This is a genomic window from Pandoraea vervacti, from assembly GCF_000934605.2.
Taxonomy (GTDB): Bacteria; Pseudomonadota; Gammaproteobacteria; order Burkholderiales; family Burkholderiaceae; genus Pandoraea; species Pandoraea vervacti.
On record NZ_CP010897.2, the window covers coordinates 830608 to 851325 of the forward strand.

The 20718-nt window shown below is 64.0% G+C and carries 19 protein-coding genes; 9 read left to right on the forward strand and 10 right to left on the reverse strand.

Annotated elements, in window-relative coordinates:
• Positions 1 to 277: 277 nt before the first annotated feature.
• Positions 278 to 1663 (reverse strand): amino acid permease, encoded by a 1386-nt coding sequence (locus UC34_RS03740; RefSeq protein WP_044454060.1) that lies wholly within the window; start codon positions 1661 to 1663, stop codon positions 278 to 280.
• Between the two features lie 164 nt (positions 1664 to 1827).
• A complete protein-coding gene (gene hppD, locus UC34_RS03745; protein ID WP_044454062.1) occupies positions 1828 to 2901 on the reverse strand; it encodes a 4-hydroxyphenylpyruvate dioxygenase in 1074 nt (357 codons plus the stop codon).
• A gap of 349 nt (positions 2902 to 3250) precedes the next feature.
• On the opposite strand from hppD, the gene UC34_RS03750 reads away from it, so the two are divergent.
• Together UC34_RS03750 and leuA are read left to right on the forward strand one after the other, a co-directional pair.
• Positions 3251 to 3724 carry an Lrp/AsnC family transcriptional regulator gene (locus UC34_RS03750; RefSeq protein ID WP_044454064.1) on the forward strand — a complete coding sequence of 158 codons (474 nt, stop codon included), beginning with the start codon at positions 3251 to 3253 and terminating at the stop codon, positions 3722 to 3724.
• 334 nt (positions 3725 to 4058) lie between these two features.
• Positions 4059 to 5771 carry a 2-isopropylmalate synthase gene (leuA, locus tag UC34_RS03755; protein WP_044454066.1) on the forward strand — a complete coding sequence of 571 codons (1713 nt, stop codon included), beginning with the start codon at positions 4059 to 4061 and terminating at the stop codon, positions 5769 to 5771.
• A gap of 187 nt (positions 5772 to 5958) precedes the next feature.
• Here the strand turns inward: leuA and pcaF are convergent, their stop codons facing one another.
• The 3 genes from pcaF to UC34_RS03770 form a co-directional block, all read right to left on the reverse strand.
• Positions 5959 to 7161 (reverse strand): 3-oxoadipyl-CoA thiolase, encoded by a 1203-nt coding sequence (gene pcaF, locus UC34_RS03760; RefSeq protein ID WP_044454068.1) that lies wholly within the window; start codon positions 7159 to 7161, stop codon positions 5959 to 5961.
• Positions 7162 to 7249: 88 nt separating this feature from the next.
• Positions 7250 to 7900 carry a 3-oxoacid CoA-transferase subunit B gene (locus UC34_RS03765; protein WP_044454070.1) on the reverse strand — a complete coding sequence of 217 codons (651 nt, stop codon included), beginning with the start codon at positions 7898 to 7900 and terminating at the stop codon, positions 7250 to 7252.
• Positions 7901 to 7923: 23 nt separating this feature from the next.
• On the reverse strand, positions 7924 to 8604 hold the full coding sequence (locus UC34_RS03770) for a 3-oxoacid CoA-transferase subunit A (RefSeq protein WP_044454072.1): 681 nt from the start codon (positions 8602 to 8604) through the stop codon (positions 7924 to 7926).
• A 334-nt stretch (positions 8605 to 8938) separates the two neighbouring features.
• Here UC34_RS03770 and UC34_RS03775 point away from each other — a divergent pair, with 334 nt between their 5' ends.
• Positions 8939 to 9739, forward strand: a complete 801-nt coding sequence (locus tag UC34_RS03775) for an IclR family transcriptional regulator (protein ID WP_044454075.1) — start codon at positions 8939 to 8941, stop codon at positions 9737 to 9739.
• Positions 9740 to 9895: 156 nt separating this feature from the next.
• Here UC34_RS03775 and UC34_RS03780 read toward each other — a convergent pair whose 3' ends face one another.
• The 3 genes from UC34_RS03780 to UC34_RS03790 form a co-directional block, all read right to left on the reverse strand.
• Entirely contained in the window at positions 9896 to 10105 is a 210-nt protein-coding gene (locus UC34_RS03780; RefSeq protein WP_044454076.1) for a DUF2783 domain-containing protein, read from the reverse strand.
• Between the two features lie 62 nt (positions 10106 to 10167).
• Positions 10168 to 11913: an FAD-dependent oxidoreductase gene (locus tag UC34_RS03785; protein ID WP_044454077.1), complete on the reverse strand. Its 1746-nt coding sequence runs from the start codon at positions 11911 to 11913 to the stop codon at positions 10168 to 10170.
• Between the two features lie 177 nt (positions 11914 to 12090).
• Positions 12091 to 13050 (reverse strand): MBL fold metallo-hydrolase, encoded by a 960-nt coding sequence (locus tag UC34_RS03790; protein WP_044454078.1) that lies wholly within the window; start codon positions 13048 to 13050, stop codon positions 12091 to 12093.
• Between the two features lie 244 nt (positions 13051 to 13294).
• Between UC34_RS03790 and UC34_RS03795 the strand changes: the two genes are divergently transcribed.
• From UC34_RS03795 to UC34_RS03810, 4 genes are all read left to right on the forward strand, one after another.
• Complete coding sequence (locus UC34_RS03795; RefSeq protein WP_044454079.1) at positions 13295 to 14125, forward strand: IclR family transcriptional regulator; 831 nt, start codon at positions 13295 to 13297, stop codon at positions 14123 to 14125.
• Positions 14122 to 14979 (forward strand): IclR family transcriptional regulator, encoded by an 858-nt coding sequence (locus UC34_RS03800; RefSeq protein ID WP_044454080.1) that lies wholly within the window; start codon positions 14122 to 14124, stop codon positions 14977 to 14979. Before UC34_RS03795 ends, UC34_RS03800 begins: the two co-directional genes overlap by 4 nt.
• A 351-nt stretch (positions 14980 to 15330) precedes the next feature.
• A complete protein-coding gene (locus tag UC34_RS03805) occupies positions 15331 to 16701 on the forward strand; it encodes a histidine-type phosphatase (RefSeq protein WP_052810886.1) in 1371 nt (456 codons plus the stop codon).
• A gap of 27 nt (positions 16702 to 16728) precedes the next feature.
• Complete coding sequence (locus tag UC34_RS03810; RefSeq protein WP_044454081.1) at positions 16729 to 17454, forward strand: hypothetical protein; 726 nt, start codon at positions 16729 to 16731, stop codon at positions 17452 to 17454.
• A 57-nt stretch (positions 17455 to 17511) separates the two neighbouring features.
• On the opposite strand, the gene UC34_RS03815 is transcribed toward UC34_RS03810, so the two are convergent.
• On the reverse strand, positions 17512 to 17892 hold the full coding sequence (locus UC34_RS03815; RefSeq protein WP_044454082.1) for a tautomerase family protein: 381 nt from the start codon (positions 17890 to 17892) through the stop codon (positions 17512 to 17514).
• 84 nt (positions 17893 to 17976) lie between these two features.
• On the opposite strand from UC34_RS03815, the gene UC34_RS03820 reads away from it, so the two are divergent.
• On the forward strand, positions 17977 to 18834 hold the full coding sequence (locus UC34_RS03820) for a LysR family transcriptional regulator (protein ID WP_044454083.1): 858 nt from the start codon (positions 17977 to 17979) through the stop codon (positions 18832 to 18834).
• Between the two features lie 26 nt (positions 18835 to 18860).
• Here the strand turns inward: UC34_RS03820 and UC34_RS03825 are convergent, their stop codons facing one another.
• Entirely contained in the window at positions 18861 to 19562 is a 702-nt protein-coding gene (locus UC34_RS03825) for an SDR family NAD(P)-dependent oxidoreductase (RefSeq protein ID WP_044454084.1), read from the reverse strand.
• A gap of 129 nt (positions 19563 to 19691) precedes the next feature.
• On the opposite strand from UC34_RS03825, the gene UC34_RS03830 reads away from it, so the two are divergent.
• Positions 19692 to 20615, forward strand: coding sequence for a LysR family transcriptional regulator (locus tag UC34_RS03830; RefSeq protein ID WP_044454085.1), 924 nt, complete (start codon positions 19692 to 19694; stop codon positions 20613 to 20615).
• Positions 20616 to 20718: the final 103 nt, after the last annotated feature.

The window sequence follows — 20718 nt, forward strand, 5'->3', positions numbered from 1 at the left end:
TCCTGAAAAACAAAAGAAAGTCGGTGGTGCATTGCCGTGGAATGTGGGGCCCGCCAGTGTGGGGCCGCATCGGTCGGACGTGCGCTCGGCGCAGTGAGCACACGAGCACGCCGGACACCGTTCGCGCGGACCGCCGCCGCAACGTCGTAAACGTCTGATGATACCGCTAGTGCGGCACTGCGGGGTGAACGCCGGGCGCAGAACGCCCGGCGCTTCGTGGGGTGACGCGTCACCCGCCGTCGATAGCTGTCGATAGCTGTCGATACGCGTCGTATCGTTACCGCGTTGCGCTCACCGGAACCCCGGCGGCGCTGTTTTTCTGGCGCAGGCGATAGCCGACACCCAGCACGACCAGCCACACCGGAATCAGGTAGACGGAGATGCGCAGGTCCGGAATCAGGTACATAACGACCAGAATGCCGGCCAGGAACGCGAGGCAAAGATAGTTGGTCAGCGGATAGCCGAGACTCTTGAACAGCGTGGTCTGACCGGCGCGCGCCTTCGCGCGGCGAAATGCCAGGTGAATCACGCTGATCATCGCCCAGTTGATGATCAGTGCCGAGACGACCAGTCCCATCAGCAGTTCGAACGCCTTGCCCGGCATGAAGTAGTTGATCACGACACACACTGCGGTGGCCGCGGCCGAGACGCCAAGTGCGGCGAGCGGAATGCCGCGCGAATTGACCTTGAGCAGCGCACGCGGCGCGTTGCCCTGACCGGCCAGACCGTAAAGCATGCGGCTGTTGCAATACACGCAGCTGTTGTAGACGGACAGCGCGGCGGTCAGTACCACGGCGTTGAGCACGTGGGCGACGAAGTTGCTGTTGAGCTCATGGAAGATCAGCACGAACGGGCTGCCGCCGGTCACGACCTTTTCCCACGGATACAGCGAGAGCAGCACGCCCAGCGCGCCGACGTAGAAAATCAGAATGCGGTAGATGACCTGATTGGTCGCGCGCGGAATGGTACGCGACGGGTCGTCCGCCTCCGCAGCGGTAATGCCGACCAGCTCCAGTCCCCCGAAGGAAAACATGATGACGGCCATCGCCATGACCAGACCGGACACGCCGTTCGGGAAGAAACCGCCGTGTTGCCAAAGGTTGGCGACGCTGGCTTCGGGCCCGGCGTTGCCCGAGAAGAGCAGGTAGCCGCCGAATCCGATCATGCCGACGATGGCGGCGACCTTGACGATGGCGAACCAGAACTCCATCTCGCCATACGACTTCACGCTGGACAGATTGACGGCGTTGATCAGCCCGAAGCACACAAGCGCCGAGACCCACGTCGGGATCGCAGGCCACCAGTACTGCACGTAGATGCCCACGGCAGAGAGCTCCGCCATCGAGACGAGCACGTAGAGCACCCAGTAATTCCAACCGGAAACGAACCCGGCAAACTGACCGCAATACTTGTTGGCGAAGTAGCTGAAGGAGCCGGCGACGGGTTCGTCGACCACCATTTCACCAAGCTGTCGCATGATGAAGAACGCGACGATGCCGGCAATGGCGTAGCCCAGCAAAACGGATGGGCCAGCGGTCTTGATGGTTTGTGCGATGCCCAGAAACAGGCCGGTGCCGATCGCGCCACCCAGCGCGATCAATTGGATGTGACGATTCTTCAGGCCGCGATGAAGCGAGCCGTCTTGTGCTGCATTGGTGGACATGTTGTTTCCTTACCCTGCCTTCATTGCCACGCGGCGCGCTTCTCTGTTTTCGTTCGATGGGAACGAACCGGAACCGTTGAGCCGCCACGGCGCGGCGCTTATGGCGCCGTCGCCGTGTCCTTTGGGATCGCCCGTGCGAGCGGACGATCGTGTCTCCCCCGGACTCAGACCTTGAGCGTGCCGCGCTCGATCTGGTCGCGCTCCAGCGATTCGAACAGCGCTTTGAAGTTGCCTTCGCCGAAGCCGTCGTCACCTTCACGCTGGATAAACTCGAAGAACACCGGGCCGAGCAACGTCTTGGAGAAGATCTGCAACAGCAGGCGCGGCTTGCCGCCTTCGGTCGTCCCGTCCACCAGAATGCCGCGCGACTTCAGTTCGCCCACCGGCTGACCGTGCCCCGGCAGACGGGTCTCGAGGCCCTGGTAGTAGAAGTCGTTCGGCGCGGTCATGAGTTCGACGCCTGCCATTTGCAGGTTGTCGATGACCTGGATCAGATTGTCGGTGAGGAAGGCGATGTGCTGAATCCCTTCGCCATTGAAGGCCATCAGGAATTCCTCGATCTGGCCGCTGCCCTTGGCCGATTCCTCGTTCAGGGGAATGCGGATTTTACCATCGGGGGCCGTCATGGCCTTGGAGGTCAGGCCCGTGTATTCGCCGGAGATGTCGAAGTAGCGAATTTCGCGGAAGTTGAACAGCTTCTCGTAGAAGTTGGCCCAGTAAGCCATGCGACCGCGGTAGACGTTGTGCGTCAGGTGATCGATCAGGCGCAGGCCGTGACCGACGGGGTGACGGTCGACGCCTTCGATGTATTCGAAGTCGATGTCATAGATCGACTTGCCCTCTTCGAAGCGGTCGATCAGATACAGCGGCGCGCCGCCAATGCCCTTGATCGCGGGCAGGCGCAGTTCCATCGGACCGGTTTCGATTTCGACGGGCTGTGCACCGAGTTCGAGGGCGCGCGCGTAGGCCTTGTGCGAGTCCTTCACGCGAAAGGCCATGCCGCAGGCGCTCGGGCCGTGCTCGGCGGCGAAGTAGGCCGCTTCGCTGTTCGGCTCGCGGTTCACGATGAAGTTGACCTCGCCCTGACGGTACAGCAGCACGTCCTTGGAGCGGTGACGCGCCACGAGCGTGAAGCCCATCTGCTCGAAAATGGGTTCGAGGACGTTCGGCGTGGGCGAAGCGAATTCCACGAATTCGAAGCCCATGAGTTGCATCGGATTTTCAAACAGGTCGGCCATGATCGTCTCGGCTGGGTGAAGTGATGGGTAGGGATGACAAATAAGTTCGACGCAAACGTTCGACACAAGCTTTGACGCAGGCGCCGCCCGGATGTTGTTCTCACGCCCGCGCAGGATTTGCCGGCGGGTGAAACAAAATTGTGCTCACTGAACCGATGAGTCGGGAAATTGAAGACAGCGCGTTCCGACCGACGGAACCTGTTTCATTGCAAGCGATTCGCACTAATTTGCGTCATTTCATGAGGGGCAGTGTAAGGGCGGCGAGACAAAATAGGATTTCGTAACAGTGCTAGGGAAACCCTAGGTTATGCACTAATATTTCGTAAAAACTGCCTCTCTGGAAATTAAAGTGCAAAACATTGAGATCGACCGGATTGACGTACGCTTGCTGGGGATTTTGCAGTCCCACGGGCGAATTTCGAACCTGGAGCTGGCCGAGGCCATCAAGCTGTCGCCCGCGCAGACGCTCAGGCGTCACCGTCGCCTCGAAGAGATGGGGGTGATCAAGGGCTACGACACGCGACTGGACGCCCAGCGGCTCGGCTTCAGCGTCGTCGCCTTCGTCCATGTGACGATGGAGCGCGGCCATATCCGCGACCTGTCCAACTTCAAGGGACTGGTCGCGGAACTGGCGCAGATTCAGGAATGTTTCTCCGTGACGGGAGACATCGATTACGTGCTCAAGGTCGTGGCGCGCGATCTCAAGGCGTTGTCGGATTTCCTGCTCGATACGCTCATGCGCATTCCGGGCGTGAGCGCGGTGAAGTCGAGCGTCTGTCTCGACGAGATCAAATGCACCTCCGCGGTGCCGCTGCAAACGTAATGGCATGCGCGCCTGGGGCGGGAGATCGCAGGAGGTCGCAGGCATCGAGAAAACGTCTCGAGGCGACACATCATGGTTGACAGGGCCCAAAAATCTGTGATTTCATGTGCCACATGATCACCGCGCAATTCTCCCTCTCGCTACGACTACTAGCCCGCTCCACCGGGCTTGGTCCGTTGCTGCGCGCGTGCATCGTCTGAATTCCTCATTGAAGCACCGCTGATTTTCCCCAGTTACGCCGACCTGAGCCCCGGTTCATCCAACCGGAGGTCGTAGCTTATCTGCGTCTGTGCGTCGTCCGGTTGACACTTTTGCTGACAATCGAGACACCGCCATGTTGAAGAACCCTGCTACGAAGTACCGCCCGTTCACCCCGGTCAACATTCCCGACCGACAGTGGCCCAGCCGCACCATCACGCGTGCCCCGATCTGGATGAGCACCGATTTGCGCGACGGCAATCAGGCGCTCTTCGAGCCGATGGACGCGCAGCGCAAGATGCGCATGTTCAAGACGCTCGTCGCCATCGGCTTCAAGGAAATCGAAGTGGCGTTCCCGTCGGCCTCCGACACCGACTTCAATTTCGTGCGCGAGCTGATCGAAGGCGGGCATATCCCGGATGACGTCACCATCGAAGTGCTCACGCAGGCACGCGACGACCTCATCGAGCGCACCTTCGCCGCCCTCAAGGGCGTCCCTCGCGCCATCGTCCATCTCTACAACGCGACCGCCCCCGAATTCCGCCGCATCGTCTTCAATCTCGATCAGCCGGGGGTGAAGGCGCTCGCCGTGTCCGCCGCGAAGACGATCAAGCGCTGTGCCGACGCCGCGCCGGAAACGCAATGGACGTTGCAGTACAGCCCGGAAACGTTCACGGGCACGGAACTCGAATTTGCGAAGGAAGTGTGCGACGCCGTGTTCGACGTATGGCAGCCGACACCTGAGCGCAAGAGCATCGTCAATTTGCCGGCCACGGTCGAAATCGGCACGCCCAACTACTACGCCGACCAGATCGAGTGGATGCACCGCAACCTCGCGCGTCGCGATTCGCTGATTCTCTCCGTGCACCCGCACAACGACCGCGGCACCGCGGTTGCCGCCGCCGAACTGGCCGTGATGGCCGGCGCCGACCGTATCGAGGGCTGCCTCTTCGGTAACGGCGAGCGCACCGGCAACGTCGACCTCGTCACGCTCGCCCTGAACCTGTACACGCAAGGGGTGGATCCGGGCCTCGACTTCTCGAACATCAACGAAGTCGCCCGCACGTCGGAAGAATGCACGCAGTTGCCGGTGCATCCGCGTCATCCGTATGTCGGGGACCTCGTCTTCACCGCGTTCTCCGGTTCGCACCAGGACGCCATCAAGAAGGGCTTCGCCGCGCAGAAGCCGGACACGATCTGGGAGGTGCCGTATCTCCCCATCGATCCGAGCGATCTCGGCCGCACGTACGATTCGATCATTCGAGTGAACAGCCAGTCGGGCAAGGGCGGCATTGCGTACCTGCTGGAGCAGGCATACGGCGTGCAGATGCCGCGTCGTCTGCAAGTCGATTTCAGCTCGGCCGTCCAGCGTTACACCGACGAGACCGGCGCGGAAGTCACCGCGTCGCAAATCTGGCAACTCTTCCAGAAGGAATATGTGGCCTCGACGGCGCCGCTCGCCTATGTCGGTCACTCGCTCTCCGAGCGCGACGGGCGTCAGCACATTGCGGTGACCGTGGACATTCACGGCCAGCGCACGACCGTCTCGGGCGCCGGTAACGGTCCGCTCGATGCGTTGATGAACGCCATGCGCACCCCGGTTCGCGTGCAGCACTACGAGGAGCGCGCGCTGACGCAAGGGGCGGACGCCCGTGCCGTCGCAATTGCCGAAATGGCGGGTGACACGATCGTGGGCAGCGCGTTCGGGGTGGGGATCGACGCCAACCTGACGACGGCATCGATTCACGCGGTCATCAGCGGTATCAATCGCGCTTACGAGCGCAGCGATGCGCAGGCGCAAGGCACGTTCTTCGACGCCGTGATGCGAGACGTGGCGAAGGCCGTCTGAGCCGTTCGGGCGCAGCAAGACAGCAAGACGGCAGGACAGTTGGAAGGATGGAAGGAGACAGACGCAAACCAGGGCAAACGAATCCCGTGCGGCACTGATCGTGCGCACGGGATTCCGGGAGCGGCGTGTCGGGACTGACCGGTTCTGCACGCAATCCCGGCCCCGAAACCTCGGCGGGGTAGTTGTCTTACACCGCTTCGATGGCGATAGCGATGCCTTGGCCGACCCCAATGCACATCGTACACAGCGCGAAGCGTCCACCCGTTCGCTTCAGTTGATACATCGCCGTCGTGACCAGACGTGCGCCGCTCATGCCGAGCGGGTGGCCCAGTGCAATGGCGCCGCCGTTCGGGTTGACGCGCAGATCGTCGTCGGCCACGCCAAGTTGTCGCAACACGGCCAGGCCCTGGCTCGCAAACGCTTCGTTGAGTTCGATGACGTCGAACTGATCGAGCGACATACCGAGCCGCGCGAGCAGTTTTTGCGTTGCGGGAGCCGGACCGATGCCCATGATGCGCGGCGCCACGCCTGCCGTCGCCATGCCCAACACGCGGGCACGCGGCGTCAGGCCATAGCGCGCCGCACTCGCCTCGTCTGCCAGCAGCAGAGCGCAGGCGCCGTCGTTGACGCCAGAAGCGTTACCGGCGGTCACGGTGCCATCAGGGCGTACCACGCCCTTGAGTCTGGCGAGCGCTTCCATGTTCGTCGCACGCGGGTGTTCGTCGCGATCCACGATGATCGCCTCGCCCTTCTTCTGGGCGATCGACACCGGCGTGATTTCCTCGGCCAGCGTGCCGTCCGCCTGAGCGCGCGCCGCCTTTTCCTGCGAGCGCACCGCGAAGCGATCCTGATCTTCGCGGCTGATACCGAAATCGGTCGCCACGTTCTCGCCCGTCTCGGGCATCGAATCCACACCGTACTGCGCCTTCATCAGCGCATTGACGAAACGCCAGCCGATGGTCGTGTCGTAGATCTCCGCCTGACGCGAAAACGCGCTCGTCGCCTTGCCCATTACGAACGGGGCGCGGCTCATGCTCTCCACGCCACCGGCGATCATCAGACCGGCTTCGCCTGCCTTGATGGCACGTGCCGCGGTGCCGATAGCGTCCATGCCCGAGCCGCACAGACGGTTGATCGTCGCGCCCGGCACATCTTGCGGCAGACCGGCAAGCAGCGACGACATACGCGCCACGTTGCGGTTGTCTTCACCGGCCTGATTCGCGCAGCCGTAGATCACGTCGGCGACTTGCGTCCAGTCGACGTTGGCGTTGCGCGCCATGAGCGCCTTGAGGGGGATGGCGCCGAGATCGTCGGCCCGCACCGACGACAGTGCGCCGCCGTAGCGACCGATGGGGGTACGGATCGCGTCGCAGATAAAGACTTCACTCATTTGGGTACCTCGTCGAATTCAACATCACCAAATCAAAAAAATCGCCGGTGACATCTGGCATGTCCCGGCGAAGGTGTTCAGCGTGGTGTCAGGCAACGGCCGGTGAGGGCAGCAGCGTCACACCGGTCAGGCGTTGTAGTTCGTCGAACGACAGGCCCTCGACCATGTCGATCACACGCAGTCCTTCGGGCGTCACGTCGATCACGGCGAGATCCGTGTAGATGCGCGTGACGCAGCCCACACCGGTGAGCGGATACGTGCATTGATCGACGATCTTGCTCTCGCCCTGTTTGGTCTGGTGCTCCATCATCACGAACACCTGCTTCGCACCGCTGGCGAGGTCCATCGCGCCGCCCACGGCCGGGATCGCATCGGGGGCGCCCGTGTGCCAGTTGGCGAGGTCGCCCGTCTTCGAGACCTGGAACGCGCCCAGCACGCAGAAGTCGAGGTGACCGCCGCGCATCATCGCGAACGAGTCGGCATGGTGGAAGAACGCGCCGCCCGGTTTGAGCGTGACAGGTTGTTTGCCGGCGTTGATGAGGTCGTCGTCCTCCTCGCCCTTGGCGGGCGCAGGGCCCATGCCGATGACACCGTTCTCGCTCTGGAGAATGATCTCCTTCTCGGCGGGCAGGTGATTGGCGACAGCGGTCGGCAGGCCGATGCCAAGGTTCACATAGGCGCCATCAGGAATGTCCTGGGCGACGCGGGCGGCCATCTGGTCGCGGGTCAGTCGGTTCATGTCTTGCTCCGGTCAGATGGGGGTCAGGCGCGCGCGGCGGCGGCAGGCACCGCGACGACACGTTGAACGAAGATGCCGGGCGTGACCACGGCTTCCGGATCGAGCTCGCCGAGTTCGACGACTTCGTCCACCTGAACGATCGCGCACTTCGCCGCCGTAGCCATGATCGGGCCGAAATTGCGGGCGGTCTTGCGGTACACGAGGTTGCCCCAGCGATCGCCCTTGAGCGCCTTGATGAGCGCGAAGTCGGCGTGGATGGGGGATTCGAGCACGTACGACTTGCCGTCGATCACGCGCGTTTCCTTGCCTTCGGCAAGCAGCGTGCCGAAGCCGGTCGGCGTGAAGAAGCCGCCAATGCCGGCGCCCGCGGCGCGAATGCGCTCGGCAAGGTTGCCCTGCGGCACGAGTTCCAGCTCGATCTTGCCCGCACGGTACAGGCCGTCGAACACCTGAGAGTCGGTCTGACGCGGGAACGAGCAGATGATCTTGCGTACGCGCCCGGCCTTGAGCAGCGCCGCGAGGCCCGTCTCGCCGTTGCCGGCGTTGTTGTTGACGATGGTCAGATCGCGCGCGCCCTGTTCGATCAGGGCATCGATGAGCGCCGAGGGCATGCCGGCGTTGCCAAAGCCGCCAATCATGATCGTCGCGCCGTCGTGAACGTCCGCGACCGCGCTGGCGAGCGAGTCGTAAATCTTGTTGATCACACGTGCCTCCTGGGCATTTCCATCAAATCCTCGGGCCGCCGGGCGCTGTGCCCGCGCCCCGCTGGGCTGTCTCCCGGCGATGGCGTCTTGTCAGGCGGCATCGTCTGGTTCACAATGTTCTTATAGCGAACAAATATTCGCTATAAGAACAGCGTAAGCCCTACCTCGTCGGCCGTCAAGCGAGGGGCGTCCCGAAGATATGCCGAGAAGCGTCGGAGGGATGGGGCGCCTCACGCGGTAGTTCCACGATAGTTATGCGGTAGCTATGCGGTAGAAGAGGGGGCGCAAATCCAGTACGCTTGCCGCTCACGCCATATTGCCAACACACCTTGACATGACCCCTGTGACGAACGACGCGACCGAACCGACCGACAAGAAGCCCGGCGACTCCTATGTGCAGTCGTTTGCGCGCGGGCTGGCCGTGGTCAAGGCGTTCAATGCCGCGCGCCCGGCGCAAACCCTCTCGGAAGTGGCGCAGGCGTCCGGGCTGACGCGTGCCGGCGCGCGTCGCATTCTGCTCACGCTCGAAGCGTTGGGTTACGTGCGCAGCGAGGGGCGGCTGTTCCGTCTCACGCCGCGCATTCTCGATCTCGGCTTCTCGTATCTGACGTCCATGCCGCTGTGGAATCTGGCCGAGCCGTTCATGGAGGCGCTGGTGCAGCAGGTGCAGGAAAGCAGTTCGGCGTCGGTGCTCGATGGCGACGACATCGTCTACGTGTTGCGCGTGCCGGTGCGCAAGGTCATGTCGATCAACCTGTCGATCGGCAGCCGCCTGCCGGCATGGTGCACGTCGATGGGGCGTGTGATGCTCTCGGCGCTACCCGATGCCGAACTCGACGCCGTATTGCGTCGCGCCGATCTGCGCGCGCATACCGGACGCACGATCACCGACCTCGACACGCTGCGTGCGCGCATTCTCGACGTGCGCGCCAAGGGCTGGGCGCTCGTCGACCAGGAGTTGGAAGAGGGACTGATTTCGATTGCCGCGCCGATACGTAATCGCGCCGGCCAGGTGATTGCCGCAATGAACGTCAGCGGACAGGCGAACCGAACGTCGGCGGCCGAAATGGAAGCGAAATTTCTCGCACCGCTGCAACAGGCGGCGCAGAAGATTTCGCAAATGGTGGTGGTGTGAGGCGTCGACGACATCGCGCAATTTTCGCGATGTCGCCTAAACAAAGCATGGCGAAGCAGGGGCGCTCGGGTTCGGGAGCCCCTTTTCACATGGGAGATGCGGATTGCGATGCCGGCTTCGTGTCGACGCGTATCGGGGGGGGGGATGTGCGAGCGATCAGTGCGCCGCGTTGCCCAGCGCGCCCGCGCGCGCGAGGCGAATCGCCGAGAGCAGCGTGTCGTGATCGCCGACCTGATTCGCGAGCAGCAGAATCAGTTGCGCGTTGGCGGCCTGACTCTGCGCTTCGTCGAGATCGCGGTGCATGTCGATCAGCGCTTCGTAGAAGTCGTCGGGGCGCGTCAGACGCGGCTGTGTATCGAGTGCCATGAAGTGTCTCCTTGCTGCGTAATCGGTTCGGTGAGGCGCGATGCCTTGTGCGTCGTGCCTCGTCAGGCCGCGCATTGCAGTGGCGCCACTTCTGGCGCCGTGCGGCCCAACGCGCGTTCGCGTGCGGCGGCAATGGCCTTGACGTCGATGGCACGCCAGCGAGCGCAGACGTGCTGATCCGGGCGAATCAGATACACCGTGCCGGGCGCGGCGTCATAACGCTGTGCGGCCAGCCCCTCGGCGTCGTGCCAGACGCTGTGGGTGTCATGGGCATCGAGCGCGGCTTCGGCGTCGGGCGTGACGAATACCGGCACGACGGGCACGGCGTCCTTCGCCATCGCTTCGAGCGAGGCGAGCGTCGCGGCATCGAGCGACGAGGGTGCGCCGAATACGAGCGCGACGAAGCGTCCCCCCAGACGCGGCAGCAGCCAGCCTGCCTGCGCATGACGCGAGAGCGGGGCGTCGACACAGGCGGCGCCGGGCGTCATGCGTCCCGCAAAGGGGGCGGTATCCGCCGTGTTCAACGTCGACTCGTGCAATACGGCGGGCACGGACAGACGTCCGCTGTTGACCAGCTGACGCGCAAACGCATGATCGCGGGCGAGCGTGAGCACGGCGTCGCGAAACACGCGTGAGACCGGACTCTTCGGCGTGATGAAATCGGTGGAGCGCGTGGAGTTGCGAATGTTCTCGTCGGCGGCGTATTCGCGTTCGCGAGCGTAGGTGTCAAGCAGTGCGTCGGGGGCCTGACCCGCCAATACCAACGCGAGTTTCCACGCGAGGTTTTCCGCATCCTGCACGCCGCTGTTCGCGCCGCGTGCGCCGAACGGAGACACCCCGTGCGCGGCGTCTCCGGCGAACAGCACGTGGCCGTGACGGAAGTCGTCCATGCGCAGGCACGAGAACGTGTAGACGCTGACCCATTCCAGCGTGAACCTGGCGTCGGGGCCGAGCAGCGCCTGCACACGCGGGATGACGCGTTCGGGCGCTTTTTCGGCCACGGGATCCGCGTCCCATCCCAACTGGAAATCGATGCGCCAGACATCATCGGGCTGGCGATGGAGCAGCACCGACTGATTCGGATGGAACGGCGGATCGAACCAGAACCAGCGCTCAGCCGGAAAGTCCGCGGTCATCTTCACGTCGGCAATCAGGAACCGATCCTTGAAGGTGCGGCCGTGACTGTCGACGCCGATGAGCTTGCGCATCGGGCTGCGTGAGCCGTCGGCGGCCACGACGTAGCGAGCGCTCGTGCGGTATTCGCCGTCCGGGGTTTCGACCGTGAGCGTGACGCTCGCGTCCGCCGAGCCGGGCGTGCCCTGTTGCGCGAGGCCGACGACCTTGTTTTTCCAGCGAATCTCGATGTTGGGCAGTTCGCGCGCGCGCTCGAACAAATAGCCTTCGACGTAATACTGCTGGAGGTTGATGAAGGCCGGACGATGGTGCCCGGCTTCCGGCAGCAGGTCGAAGTTGTAGACCTCCTGATCGCGCAGGAACACACGGCCCACGTTCCAGCGCACGCCTTTTTCCACCATGCGCTCGCCGCAGCCCAGACGGTCGAAGATATCGAGCGTGCGCTTGGCGAAACAGATGGCGCGCGAACCGCTCGAGAGCGTGCAGTCATCGTCGAGCACGACGACGCGCACGCCTTGCTGCGCGAGGTCGATGGCGGTGGCCAGTCCGATCGGGCCGGCGCCGACCACGATGACCGGATGCGTCGCGGGTGTCGTTGTACTGCCCGCGTCGCCGGACTGTTCGGCACACGGCCGGTAATCGAACGTCAGGCGCTGGTAATCGATGCTGCTCATGCAAAGTCTCCATCGTCGACACCGCGCCGACGCATGCGCTGCGGCGGGTGACGTTTTTCTACTTCTGGTTTTGCCTGGTGCTGCCCGGTAGTGCTTGGCGTTGCCGACGCGATGAGCCGTTGTGCTCAGGTCGCGCCGACGGTCTTGCTAACGTGTCGCCCTCCCTGGTCCTGGACTTCAGTCCTGGAGCGCAGCCCACATTTCCTTGTCGCGCTGTGCCGTCCAGATACGCGGGTGCGTGATGCCGGCGGCCTCGTCGAAGGCGCGTGTCACATCGAACGGCAGGCAGTGTTCGTAGATGAAGACGTGGCCGAACTTCGGATCCATCTTGCTGCGCGTGAGCGCCATGGCGCCCTTCAGATCGAGCTTCTGTTCAACGGCTTGCTTGCCGGCTTCGAACAGCGTCGTCACGAAATCCTTGGTGTACGCGAGGCCCTTGGCGACTTCGTCCGGTGTGGTCAGCGCAGGACCGCGACCCGGCACGAGCTTCTGCGCACCGAGTGCGGCGAGGGCGTCGAGCGTGGCGGGCCACTCGGCGAGTTGTGCGTCGCCCGTGTAGCAGGCAGCGTCGTACTCCACCAGGTCGCCCGAGAAGAGCACCTTTTGCGACGGCAGCCACACCACCGTGTCGCCCTTCGTGTGGCCCGAGCCCAGATGCGCGATCTTCACTTCGAGCTTGCCGAGGAACAGCGTGATTTCCTTCTCGAAGACGAGCGTCGGCCACGTGAGGCCCGGCACCGTTTCAACGCCCGCGAACAGACGCGGGAAGCGCTCGATTTCGGATTTCATGTCGGCTTCGCCGCGCTCGACGATCATCTCGTACGTGCCGCGGCTGGCGATGACTTGCTGCGCACCTTCGGCAAAGTAAGCCGAGGCGCCGAGCACGCGCACGGCGTGATAGTGCGAGAGCACGACATACTTGATCGGCTTGTCGGTAATCGTGCGGATCTTGGCGATCAGGTCCTGCGCCATGGCGGGGGTGGCCGTCGTGTCGACGATCATCACGCCATCGTCGCCGATGATGACGCCCGAGTTCGGGTCGCCCTCGGCCGTATAAGCCCAGGCGTTTTCCGACAGTTGGGTGAACGTGACCTTCTTGGCTTCCAGGTCGGCTTGCGAGGCGAATGCTTTGGCCATGCTTGTCTCTCTCTTATCTCGTCTGCGGGGAGGGTGCTGCTCGATGAGGGCATCTTACGAAACGCCCAGAATATTTGTCAATGACAAATATGATTGTTATTTGCTAATGTTGCGACGAACGCCATCGAGGCGAGATTGCGTTGCGGGTTAACCCTGCCGCATTGGGCGGTGGATCGGAAACTCGCGCGACGACTTGTTTAAAATCTAGGCCATTTTCCCGAGGGAGCCTGTCTCCCCAGACTGCATGAACCGAATTCCGATGGATGGCACGGCCGACGTGAGCGGTGAGCGAGGCCAAACCGGCCGCGCCTCGCGCGGTGTGCAAAGCGTGGATGTCGCAGCGCGCGTGCTTCAGGCCGTGGCGCAGGCGCGCCGAGCGCTGGGGCCTGGCGATCTCGCGACGCTTGCGGGGTTGCCCCCGGCGCAGGCGCATCCGTATCTCGTGAGCCTCACGCGGCTTGGGTTACTCAAACGCGATCCGATGTCGGGCGACTACGCGCCAGGCCCCATGACGCTGCGTCTTGCCCTGTTGCATCTCGAGAACGACCCGGCGTATCGCGCGGCGGTGCCGCGTGTCGTCACGTTCGCCCGCGAGACCGGCTTTTGCGTGGCGATCTCCACGCATGCACCGCAGGGACCTGTCGTCGTGCATTTCGAGCGTGCGGCATTCCCCTTGCATGTGAATCTGCACGTGGGCTCCGTGATGTCGCTCACCACCACGTCGACCGGTCGCGCGTTTTGCGCATTCACGCCCGCCGATCTCTGGCCGCCGGCATGGCAGGAACAGATGCCCGGCGTGGCGGCCGAGCGAAAGCGCTTCGACGCATTGCTCGCCGAGACTCGCGAGCGCGGGATGTCGCGCAGCGTGAATACCCCAAGTCCGTCGGTCAGCAGTCTCTGTGCACCGGTATTGGATGCCAGCGGGCGTCTGCGTCTGGCCCTCACGGCCATCGGCCCGACGGCGGCGCTCGACGTGGCGTGGGAGGGCGCGGCGGCCAACGCCTTGCGCGCAACGGCGCGCGATATCGCGGCGCAGTTCGATGCGTCGGCTGGGGAAACGGAGTCACCGGTATGAGCGCGACGCGAACCCGAAGCGGGGAAAGTGCGGTCGGCGTGCAGGGCAGCCATAGCGCAGACACCACCGCGAAGCCGCAGCGCGGCATTCAGGCACTGGAGAGCACCGGTGTCCTGCTCGAAGCACTGGTAGCGGCCGGTCGCCCGTTGCCGTTGAACGCACTGGCGCGCGAGGCCGGCATGGCGCCGGCAAAAGCGCATCCGCATCTGGTCAGTTTGCAGCGTGCGGGATTGCTCTCGCGCGACGCGAACGGCAATTTCGAAGCGGGCGGCCTGAGTCTCGAACTGGGGCTGATGGCGTTGCAGCGACTCTCACCGACCGGAGAGGCCGAGCCGGAAATCCTCTCGCTGGCACGGGCGACGGGGCTCTCGGCAGCGATGGCCGTGCTCGGTCCTGTGGGGCCGACGGTCGTGCGTCTGGAAGAAGCCATGCGTCCGCAGCACGTCAGCCTGCGCATCGGCACCGTGCTTTCGCTGGTGAATACCGCGATCGGACGCACGTTCGCGGCATTCCTGCCCGAAGCCGTGCTCGACGGTCTGCTCGCGCAGGAGCCGGTGCGAATGGCGGGCCTGGGCGTGGAGGGGCGAGTGGCGAAGCCCGCGAGCGACTACGCCACGCGTCTGGCAACGATTCGTGAGCGTCGCCTCGATACCGCGCTGAGCAATCCGGTGCCCGGCATCGACACGATCTCCGTACCGGTGTTCGACCATACGGGCGAGGTGACACTGGTGCTCGCGCTGATGGGCTCGACGGGCAGCTTCGACACGTCGTTCGACGCCGGGCCTTCGCAGGCTTTGCGCGCCGCAGCGCATCGTCTGTCGTGGCGGTTCGGCGCGGTGGGGCGAGGGGACTAACGGCCCGGGGCGCGCGATCGGACAAAGCGGCACGGCTGGGAGCGCTTGGTGCAAGCAGACGCGACCGGACGCGACCGGCCCCGCAGGCAGGCGCCGCAGCAGAAGCGACGTATTTCCGCCACGCTCGCCATCGGGCTTAGGCGATGGCGGGTGCGCACGGTAAGATGAGCGTCAATGCTGTCCCCGTCACTCTGACCTGCTGCCATGACTGCCGCCATGCCCCGCGTGAAGACTCGTGATCCCGTTCGATCTCTCGAAGTGCTAACTAATGGTCATCGTGCCGCCACCGGTGGACAGGTAGGACTGCGAGGCGCGCGGCGAGGTGTGCGGCGGCAGGCGTCCTTCGCGACGATGGCTGCGGTTGCGGCGATGGCCGCCATTGTCGCGCTAAGCGGTTGTACGACACCCGGCGCGCCGCAACCCGGCCCCGCAAAGCCGCCGGAATCGGCGGCGCGCATCGACGGGATGCCCGCAGACTGGACGCTCGTCTCTGCCGTGATCGTCAGCCGGCATGGCGTGCGCTCGCCCACCCACGCGCATCCCCCGCTGGACAAACTGAGCCCTGACGCCTGGCCGGGCTGGCCTGTGCCCGCCGGTTATCTGACCGCACGCGGCGGCTCGCTGGCCGAGCGCATGGGGCGTTATTACGGGGACTGGCTGCGCGCACGCCGCGTATTGCCTGACAATGCGTGCCCGTCGCCCGGCACCGTGTATGGCTGGGCGGACATCGATCAACGCACGCGTGAGTCGGGCAATGCCTTGCTGCAAGGCATTGCACCGGGCTGCGACATGCGCACGTCGCATCAGGCCGATCTCACCACATACGACGCCGTCTTCCAGCCGGTCGCCGCCGGCGACTGTCCGCTCGATCCGGGCGCCGCGCGTGGCGCCATCGAGGCGCGTCTCGCGCCCGACGGCGTCTCCGGGTTGAACAAGCGCTATGCCGCGTCGATCGCTCGCGTGGGCGAGGTGCTCGACTATGCCCACAGCCCCGCCTGCGGCGCCCCGGGCGGCTGCAAGCTCGAGGACGAGCCGACGCGTCTGCGCGTGGAGGGCGATGGCAGCGGCGTGACCCTGCGTGGCGCGCTGGGCAGCGCTGCCAAGGCATCGGAAGTTTTCCTGCTGCAGTACGGGGAAGGCCTGCCGGACAATCAGGTTGCGTGGGGTCGCATTCGTGACGAAAAGGACTGGGCGTTGCTGCTCGACGCTCACAACGCCCAACGCGACCTGCTCAACAAGACTCCCTATCTCGCGACGACCAACGGCACGCCCCTGCTCGCGACGGTACTCGATGCGCTCTCACGCGCCGAGACGGCGGGTGCGCCGCCGCCTGCATCGGTGCGTGGGCCGGTCGTGCCCGTGGGAAATCGCGTTTATGTACTCACCGGCCACGATACGAACATCGCCAATCTCGCGGGCATGCTCAAGCTCGACTGGCGCCTGAGCGACCAGCCGGACAATACGCCGCCGGACGGCGCGCTCGTCTTCTCGCTGTGGCGCAATCCGGCGGGCGAGCCGTACGTTCGCGTCGAGTTCGTGTATCAGTCGATGCACCAGTTGCGTCATCTCACGGCGCTGTCGCTCGACGAGCCTGCCAAACGAGAAACGCTGGCTCTGACCGATTGCACCGAGGGCCCGGACGCGAAGTCGTGCAAATGGTCGACGTTCGCACAGCGAGTCAAGACATCGCTCTCGCCGAGCTGTCTGGAGGGCGTGAAGTAAAACACACACGCGAAAGGGGAGTCAGCGATGCAGAAAATGATTCAAGTCATCTCAGCCGCTGCCACGTTGTGCATTGCCGGCCTTGTCGGCGTCGTCACATCGGCCCACGCCGATACGACCGTCAGTTCGACCGAAGAACTGGTCAGAAGTCAGCCCGCGATGCAGTACGTCTTTTCCGAGCGGGCGATGCTGGTGATGTACCAACTCGGCGTGGAGGAAGATAAGAGATTCAATCTGCAAACGGACTGTAAGTCGAAGTATCAGGTCCGTCCGCTTGGCGCGGTAGTGCTCAAACCGGTGACGATTCCCGACGGCGGACGCAACCCGAAGTCGGGCGCCTGGCTTACGCGCTACCAACTGGAGCGCTGCGGCGACGCGAAGACCTACAACGCGGTCTTCGTCGCGGACGCCGAGGGCGGCAATCCGAAGCCGACACCGTTCTATCCGGGCAACACGCGCGGCGGCCCCGTGCTGGTTCAGGATGCGATGATGGTCGCCGTGAGCACGGCGATCGCCAAATCCGGGCAGTCGGGGTGTCGGAAAGTGGAGGCGTTCGACATGCGCGCTAAGCAACCGCCGCACGACGTCGTCGAGGGCGGCGCCACCTTCCGGGGCGTCTGGAAGGAAACCTGGACGTTTCGCGTTTGCGGCAAGATGGTCGACGTCGACATGATCTTCACGCCCGACGCCGTGGGTAGCGGGACTTCCTTCCGGACCGAGTCGGTGAAGACGACGCAAGGCATGGCGCAGTAGTGGGATGCCTCATGAGATGCCTGATGCGGTGCCTGATGCGGCGCCGCGTGCGGTGCATCAGGCGTATTGCGCAATCCCGTTACCCAGCGACCAGTTTTCTTTCTCGACCTCCACGAGACTCACGAACACGTCTTCCTTGCGCAGGCCGGGGCGTTCGCTGAGCAACTGCGCAATGCGTCGGAACAGCGCTTTCTTTTGGTCGACCGTACGCGTGTTGTTGGCCGTGATCTGAATGAACACGAGATCGTCGCTTCGACTCACGTCGAGATACGACGCGCCGTAGCGGAAATTCGCCGCGTCATGCTCGGTCATCGCCATGAACTGGTCGTCTTCCGGCACATTGAACGTCTCGCGCATGGCGTCGTAGACGCCATCGAAGATGGCCTGGCGATAGCTCTCCGGCTTCCCTGCGCGCAATGCGATGTGAACGAGCGGCATGACGGAATCTCCTTCTTGTGGACTGGTTTCATCTTAACTATGCTGTTTGCTTATTGACGTTTATTTCAAAGATAAGCAACCGAAATGTCAGAGCGCCCTCTGGATCTCGACGCCGTCAAAGCGTTTGTCAGCGTTGCCGAGCTCGGCAGTTTTACGCGCGCCGCGGAAGCCATGCAGACGACGCAGGCGGCCATCAGCCTGAAGTTGAAACGGCTCGAAGACAGGGTGGGACTGCGACTCGTCGAGCGAACGCCCCGATATGTGGCGCTTTCCGCCAACGGCGTGACGTTCCTTGAGCGTGCGCGCGAACTGCTCGATGCGCATGACCGCGCGCTTGGCGCGTTCGTCGGCGCGCGGCAGCGGCTGAGTCTCGGTGTCAGCGATCACGTTGCCGGGCCTGAGCTTCCCGCGCTGATCGCGAGAATGAACGCGCAAGATCCGGAATTACTGATCGAAGTGCGGATTGCATCATCGGGCGATCTGCTGCAAAGCTTCGACCGGCGCGAGCTGGATGCCGTGATCGTTCGCCTGCATGCCGGACGCGGCGATGGGGAGTTGCTCGCCGAAGAGACCCTCGGGTGGTTCGCTGCGCCGCATTGGCAACATCGTGCGGACGAACCGCTACCGATCGCCACGCTTGCGGAGCCGTGCGGGGTTCGCGTGCTCGCAGGCCGACTGCTGGACGCGGCGGCGGTACCGTGGCGGGAGGTCTTCGTCGGTGGCGGTGTGCCGTCGGTGGCCGCCGCCGTGACGGCCGGTCTTGGCGTGGCGGCACTGGCGCCGCGAATGCTGCCGTTTGGCGCCGTGGATGTGGGCGCCAGGCTCGGGCTGCCCGAGATACCGCGCTTGCCGGTCCTGCTGCACACGCGCGTCAGAGACGGACGCGCGTACGATGCGCTGGCCGCGCTGTCGGCCGCGTTTCGCAGTGTGGTGCGAGGGTAGGGTTCGGCCCGTTCGACGCGCGACGCTCACCATCGGACCGTCCTGCCGCGATAGTCGAGATATTCGAGTCCCGGTCGTGCCATTTTGCCGAGCAGCACGTTCACGACACCGGGCACGCTTTCCTCAATCGAGAGCCTTCCCTGCGGGCCGCCCAGATCGGTGCGCACCCACCCTGGCGCCATCAGCGCCATCGCGCGCGATGTCTGTGCCTGACGCGCAGCAAAGCTGCGCATGAACTGGTTGAGTGCGGCTTTGCTGCCGCGATACACCTCGCGCTGGCCGGACTCGTTGTCGGCGATGCTGCCCTGCCCCGACGACATGATGCCGATCAGGCCCGTCTCGGACACCAGCTCGCAAAATCGCTCGACAACCCGCATCGGACTCAGGGCGTTCGTGATCATGAGATTCACGAAATCCTGCGTCGACACCTCGCCGATGGTCTGCGTCGGATCGGGATTCGTTGTGCCGGCATTGACGAACAGCATGTCGAAGCGTCGATGCCTGAGGCGGGCATGCAACGCCGCGAGTTGATCGGTCTGGGTAATGTCGAGGTTTTCGATCTCGACACGGTCGGGATGCGCGTCGGCCAATGCATGCAGCAGCGTCCTGCCGCTCGCGGCGCGTACGGTGCCTACGACGTTCCAACCCCTCTCGATGAATTCCGATGCCATCGCGTAACCGAGACCGCGCGACGCGCCAATGAGAAGGACGGTGGGTAAGTGAGCCATGAGGGTTTCCGTTTTGCCGATTCAGTCCTTGAATTGTCGGACCCGCCATGCGTTTGCACCAGACGCCTCGGGTGCAATCCTCAGTTGCGCCGGACGCCATGGGTGGCACATTTCGTTTATGCTGCGCACATGTCGCGCATCGACCTCAATCTTCTGACGGCGCTGGACGCCCTGCTTAGCGAACGTAGTGTGACCGGCGCGGCGCAACGTCTGAACGTCAGCGTCTCGGCCATGAGCCGGACGCTCGCCCGGCTGCGCGTGGCGACCGGAGATCGGTTGCTCCTGCAAGCGGGACGCTCCCTGGTGCTCACGCCTTACGCGCAAGCACTGAGCGAGCGTGTTCCGGCACTGACCCGTGACGTCACGGCGGCGCTGGGCCGAGCCGAATATCGATTCGACGCCGCCACGCTCGAACAACGCTTCACGTTACGCGCAGGCGAGGGCTTTCTCGACCTGCTCGGTGCGGCCTTGCTGTCGCGGATCCGTCGCTTGGCTCCCAGCGTTCAGTTGCGTTTCATTCCGAAGGCGGACTGGAGCACGCAACCTCTCAGGGACGGTACGATCGATCTGGAGATCGGTGTCGTCAAGGCGTCGGCCCCGGAGGTGCGCACCCGTGTGCTGTTTCGCGATCGCTATGTCGGCGTGTGCGCCAAGGGACATCTCGTGTTGCGCAAGCGACGCCTGAGCGTCGAGCATTGGGCGGCATGCGATCACATCATGGTCTCCCGTTCGGGGGACGCCGAAAATCCGGTCGATGTGTCGCTGGCCTCTTCAGGTGTCGAGCGCAAGCTTCCCATCGTCGTGCCGTCCTATTCGAGCGCGATCCAACTGGTACGCCATTCCGAATTGTTGGCTGTCATCCCGCGCTCCTGCCTTGGCAATGTGTTCGTGCCGGACCCTTTGGGCGCGCATGGCGTGCAGTGGTTCGAACTGCCGGTCGCGGTGCCCGAGTTCACGATCTCGGCGATCTGGCATCCGCGCCTCGACCACGATCCCGCGCAGCGCTGGTTTCGTGCGGAAGTACTGGACCTGTGCCGTTCCGCGTATCCGTAAGATCGGACTGCGGCCCCCCCCGCCGGTCGTGACGCGCTAACGTTTCGTCACTTCAACGGACTCGTCGTCCGTGGGTCGTAAACTCCCTCTAATTTAGTTCGTG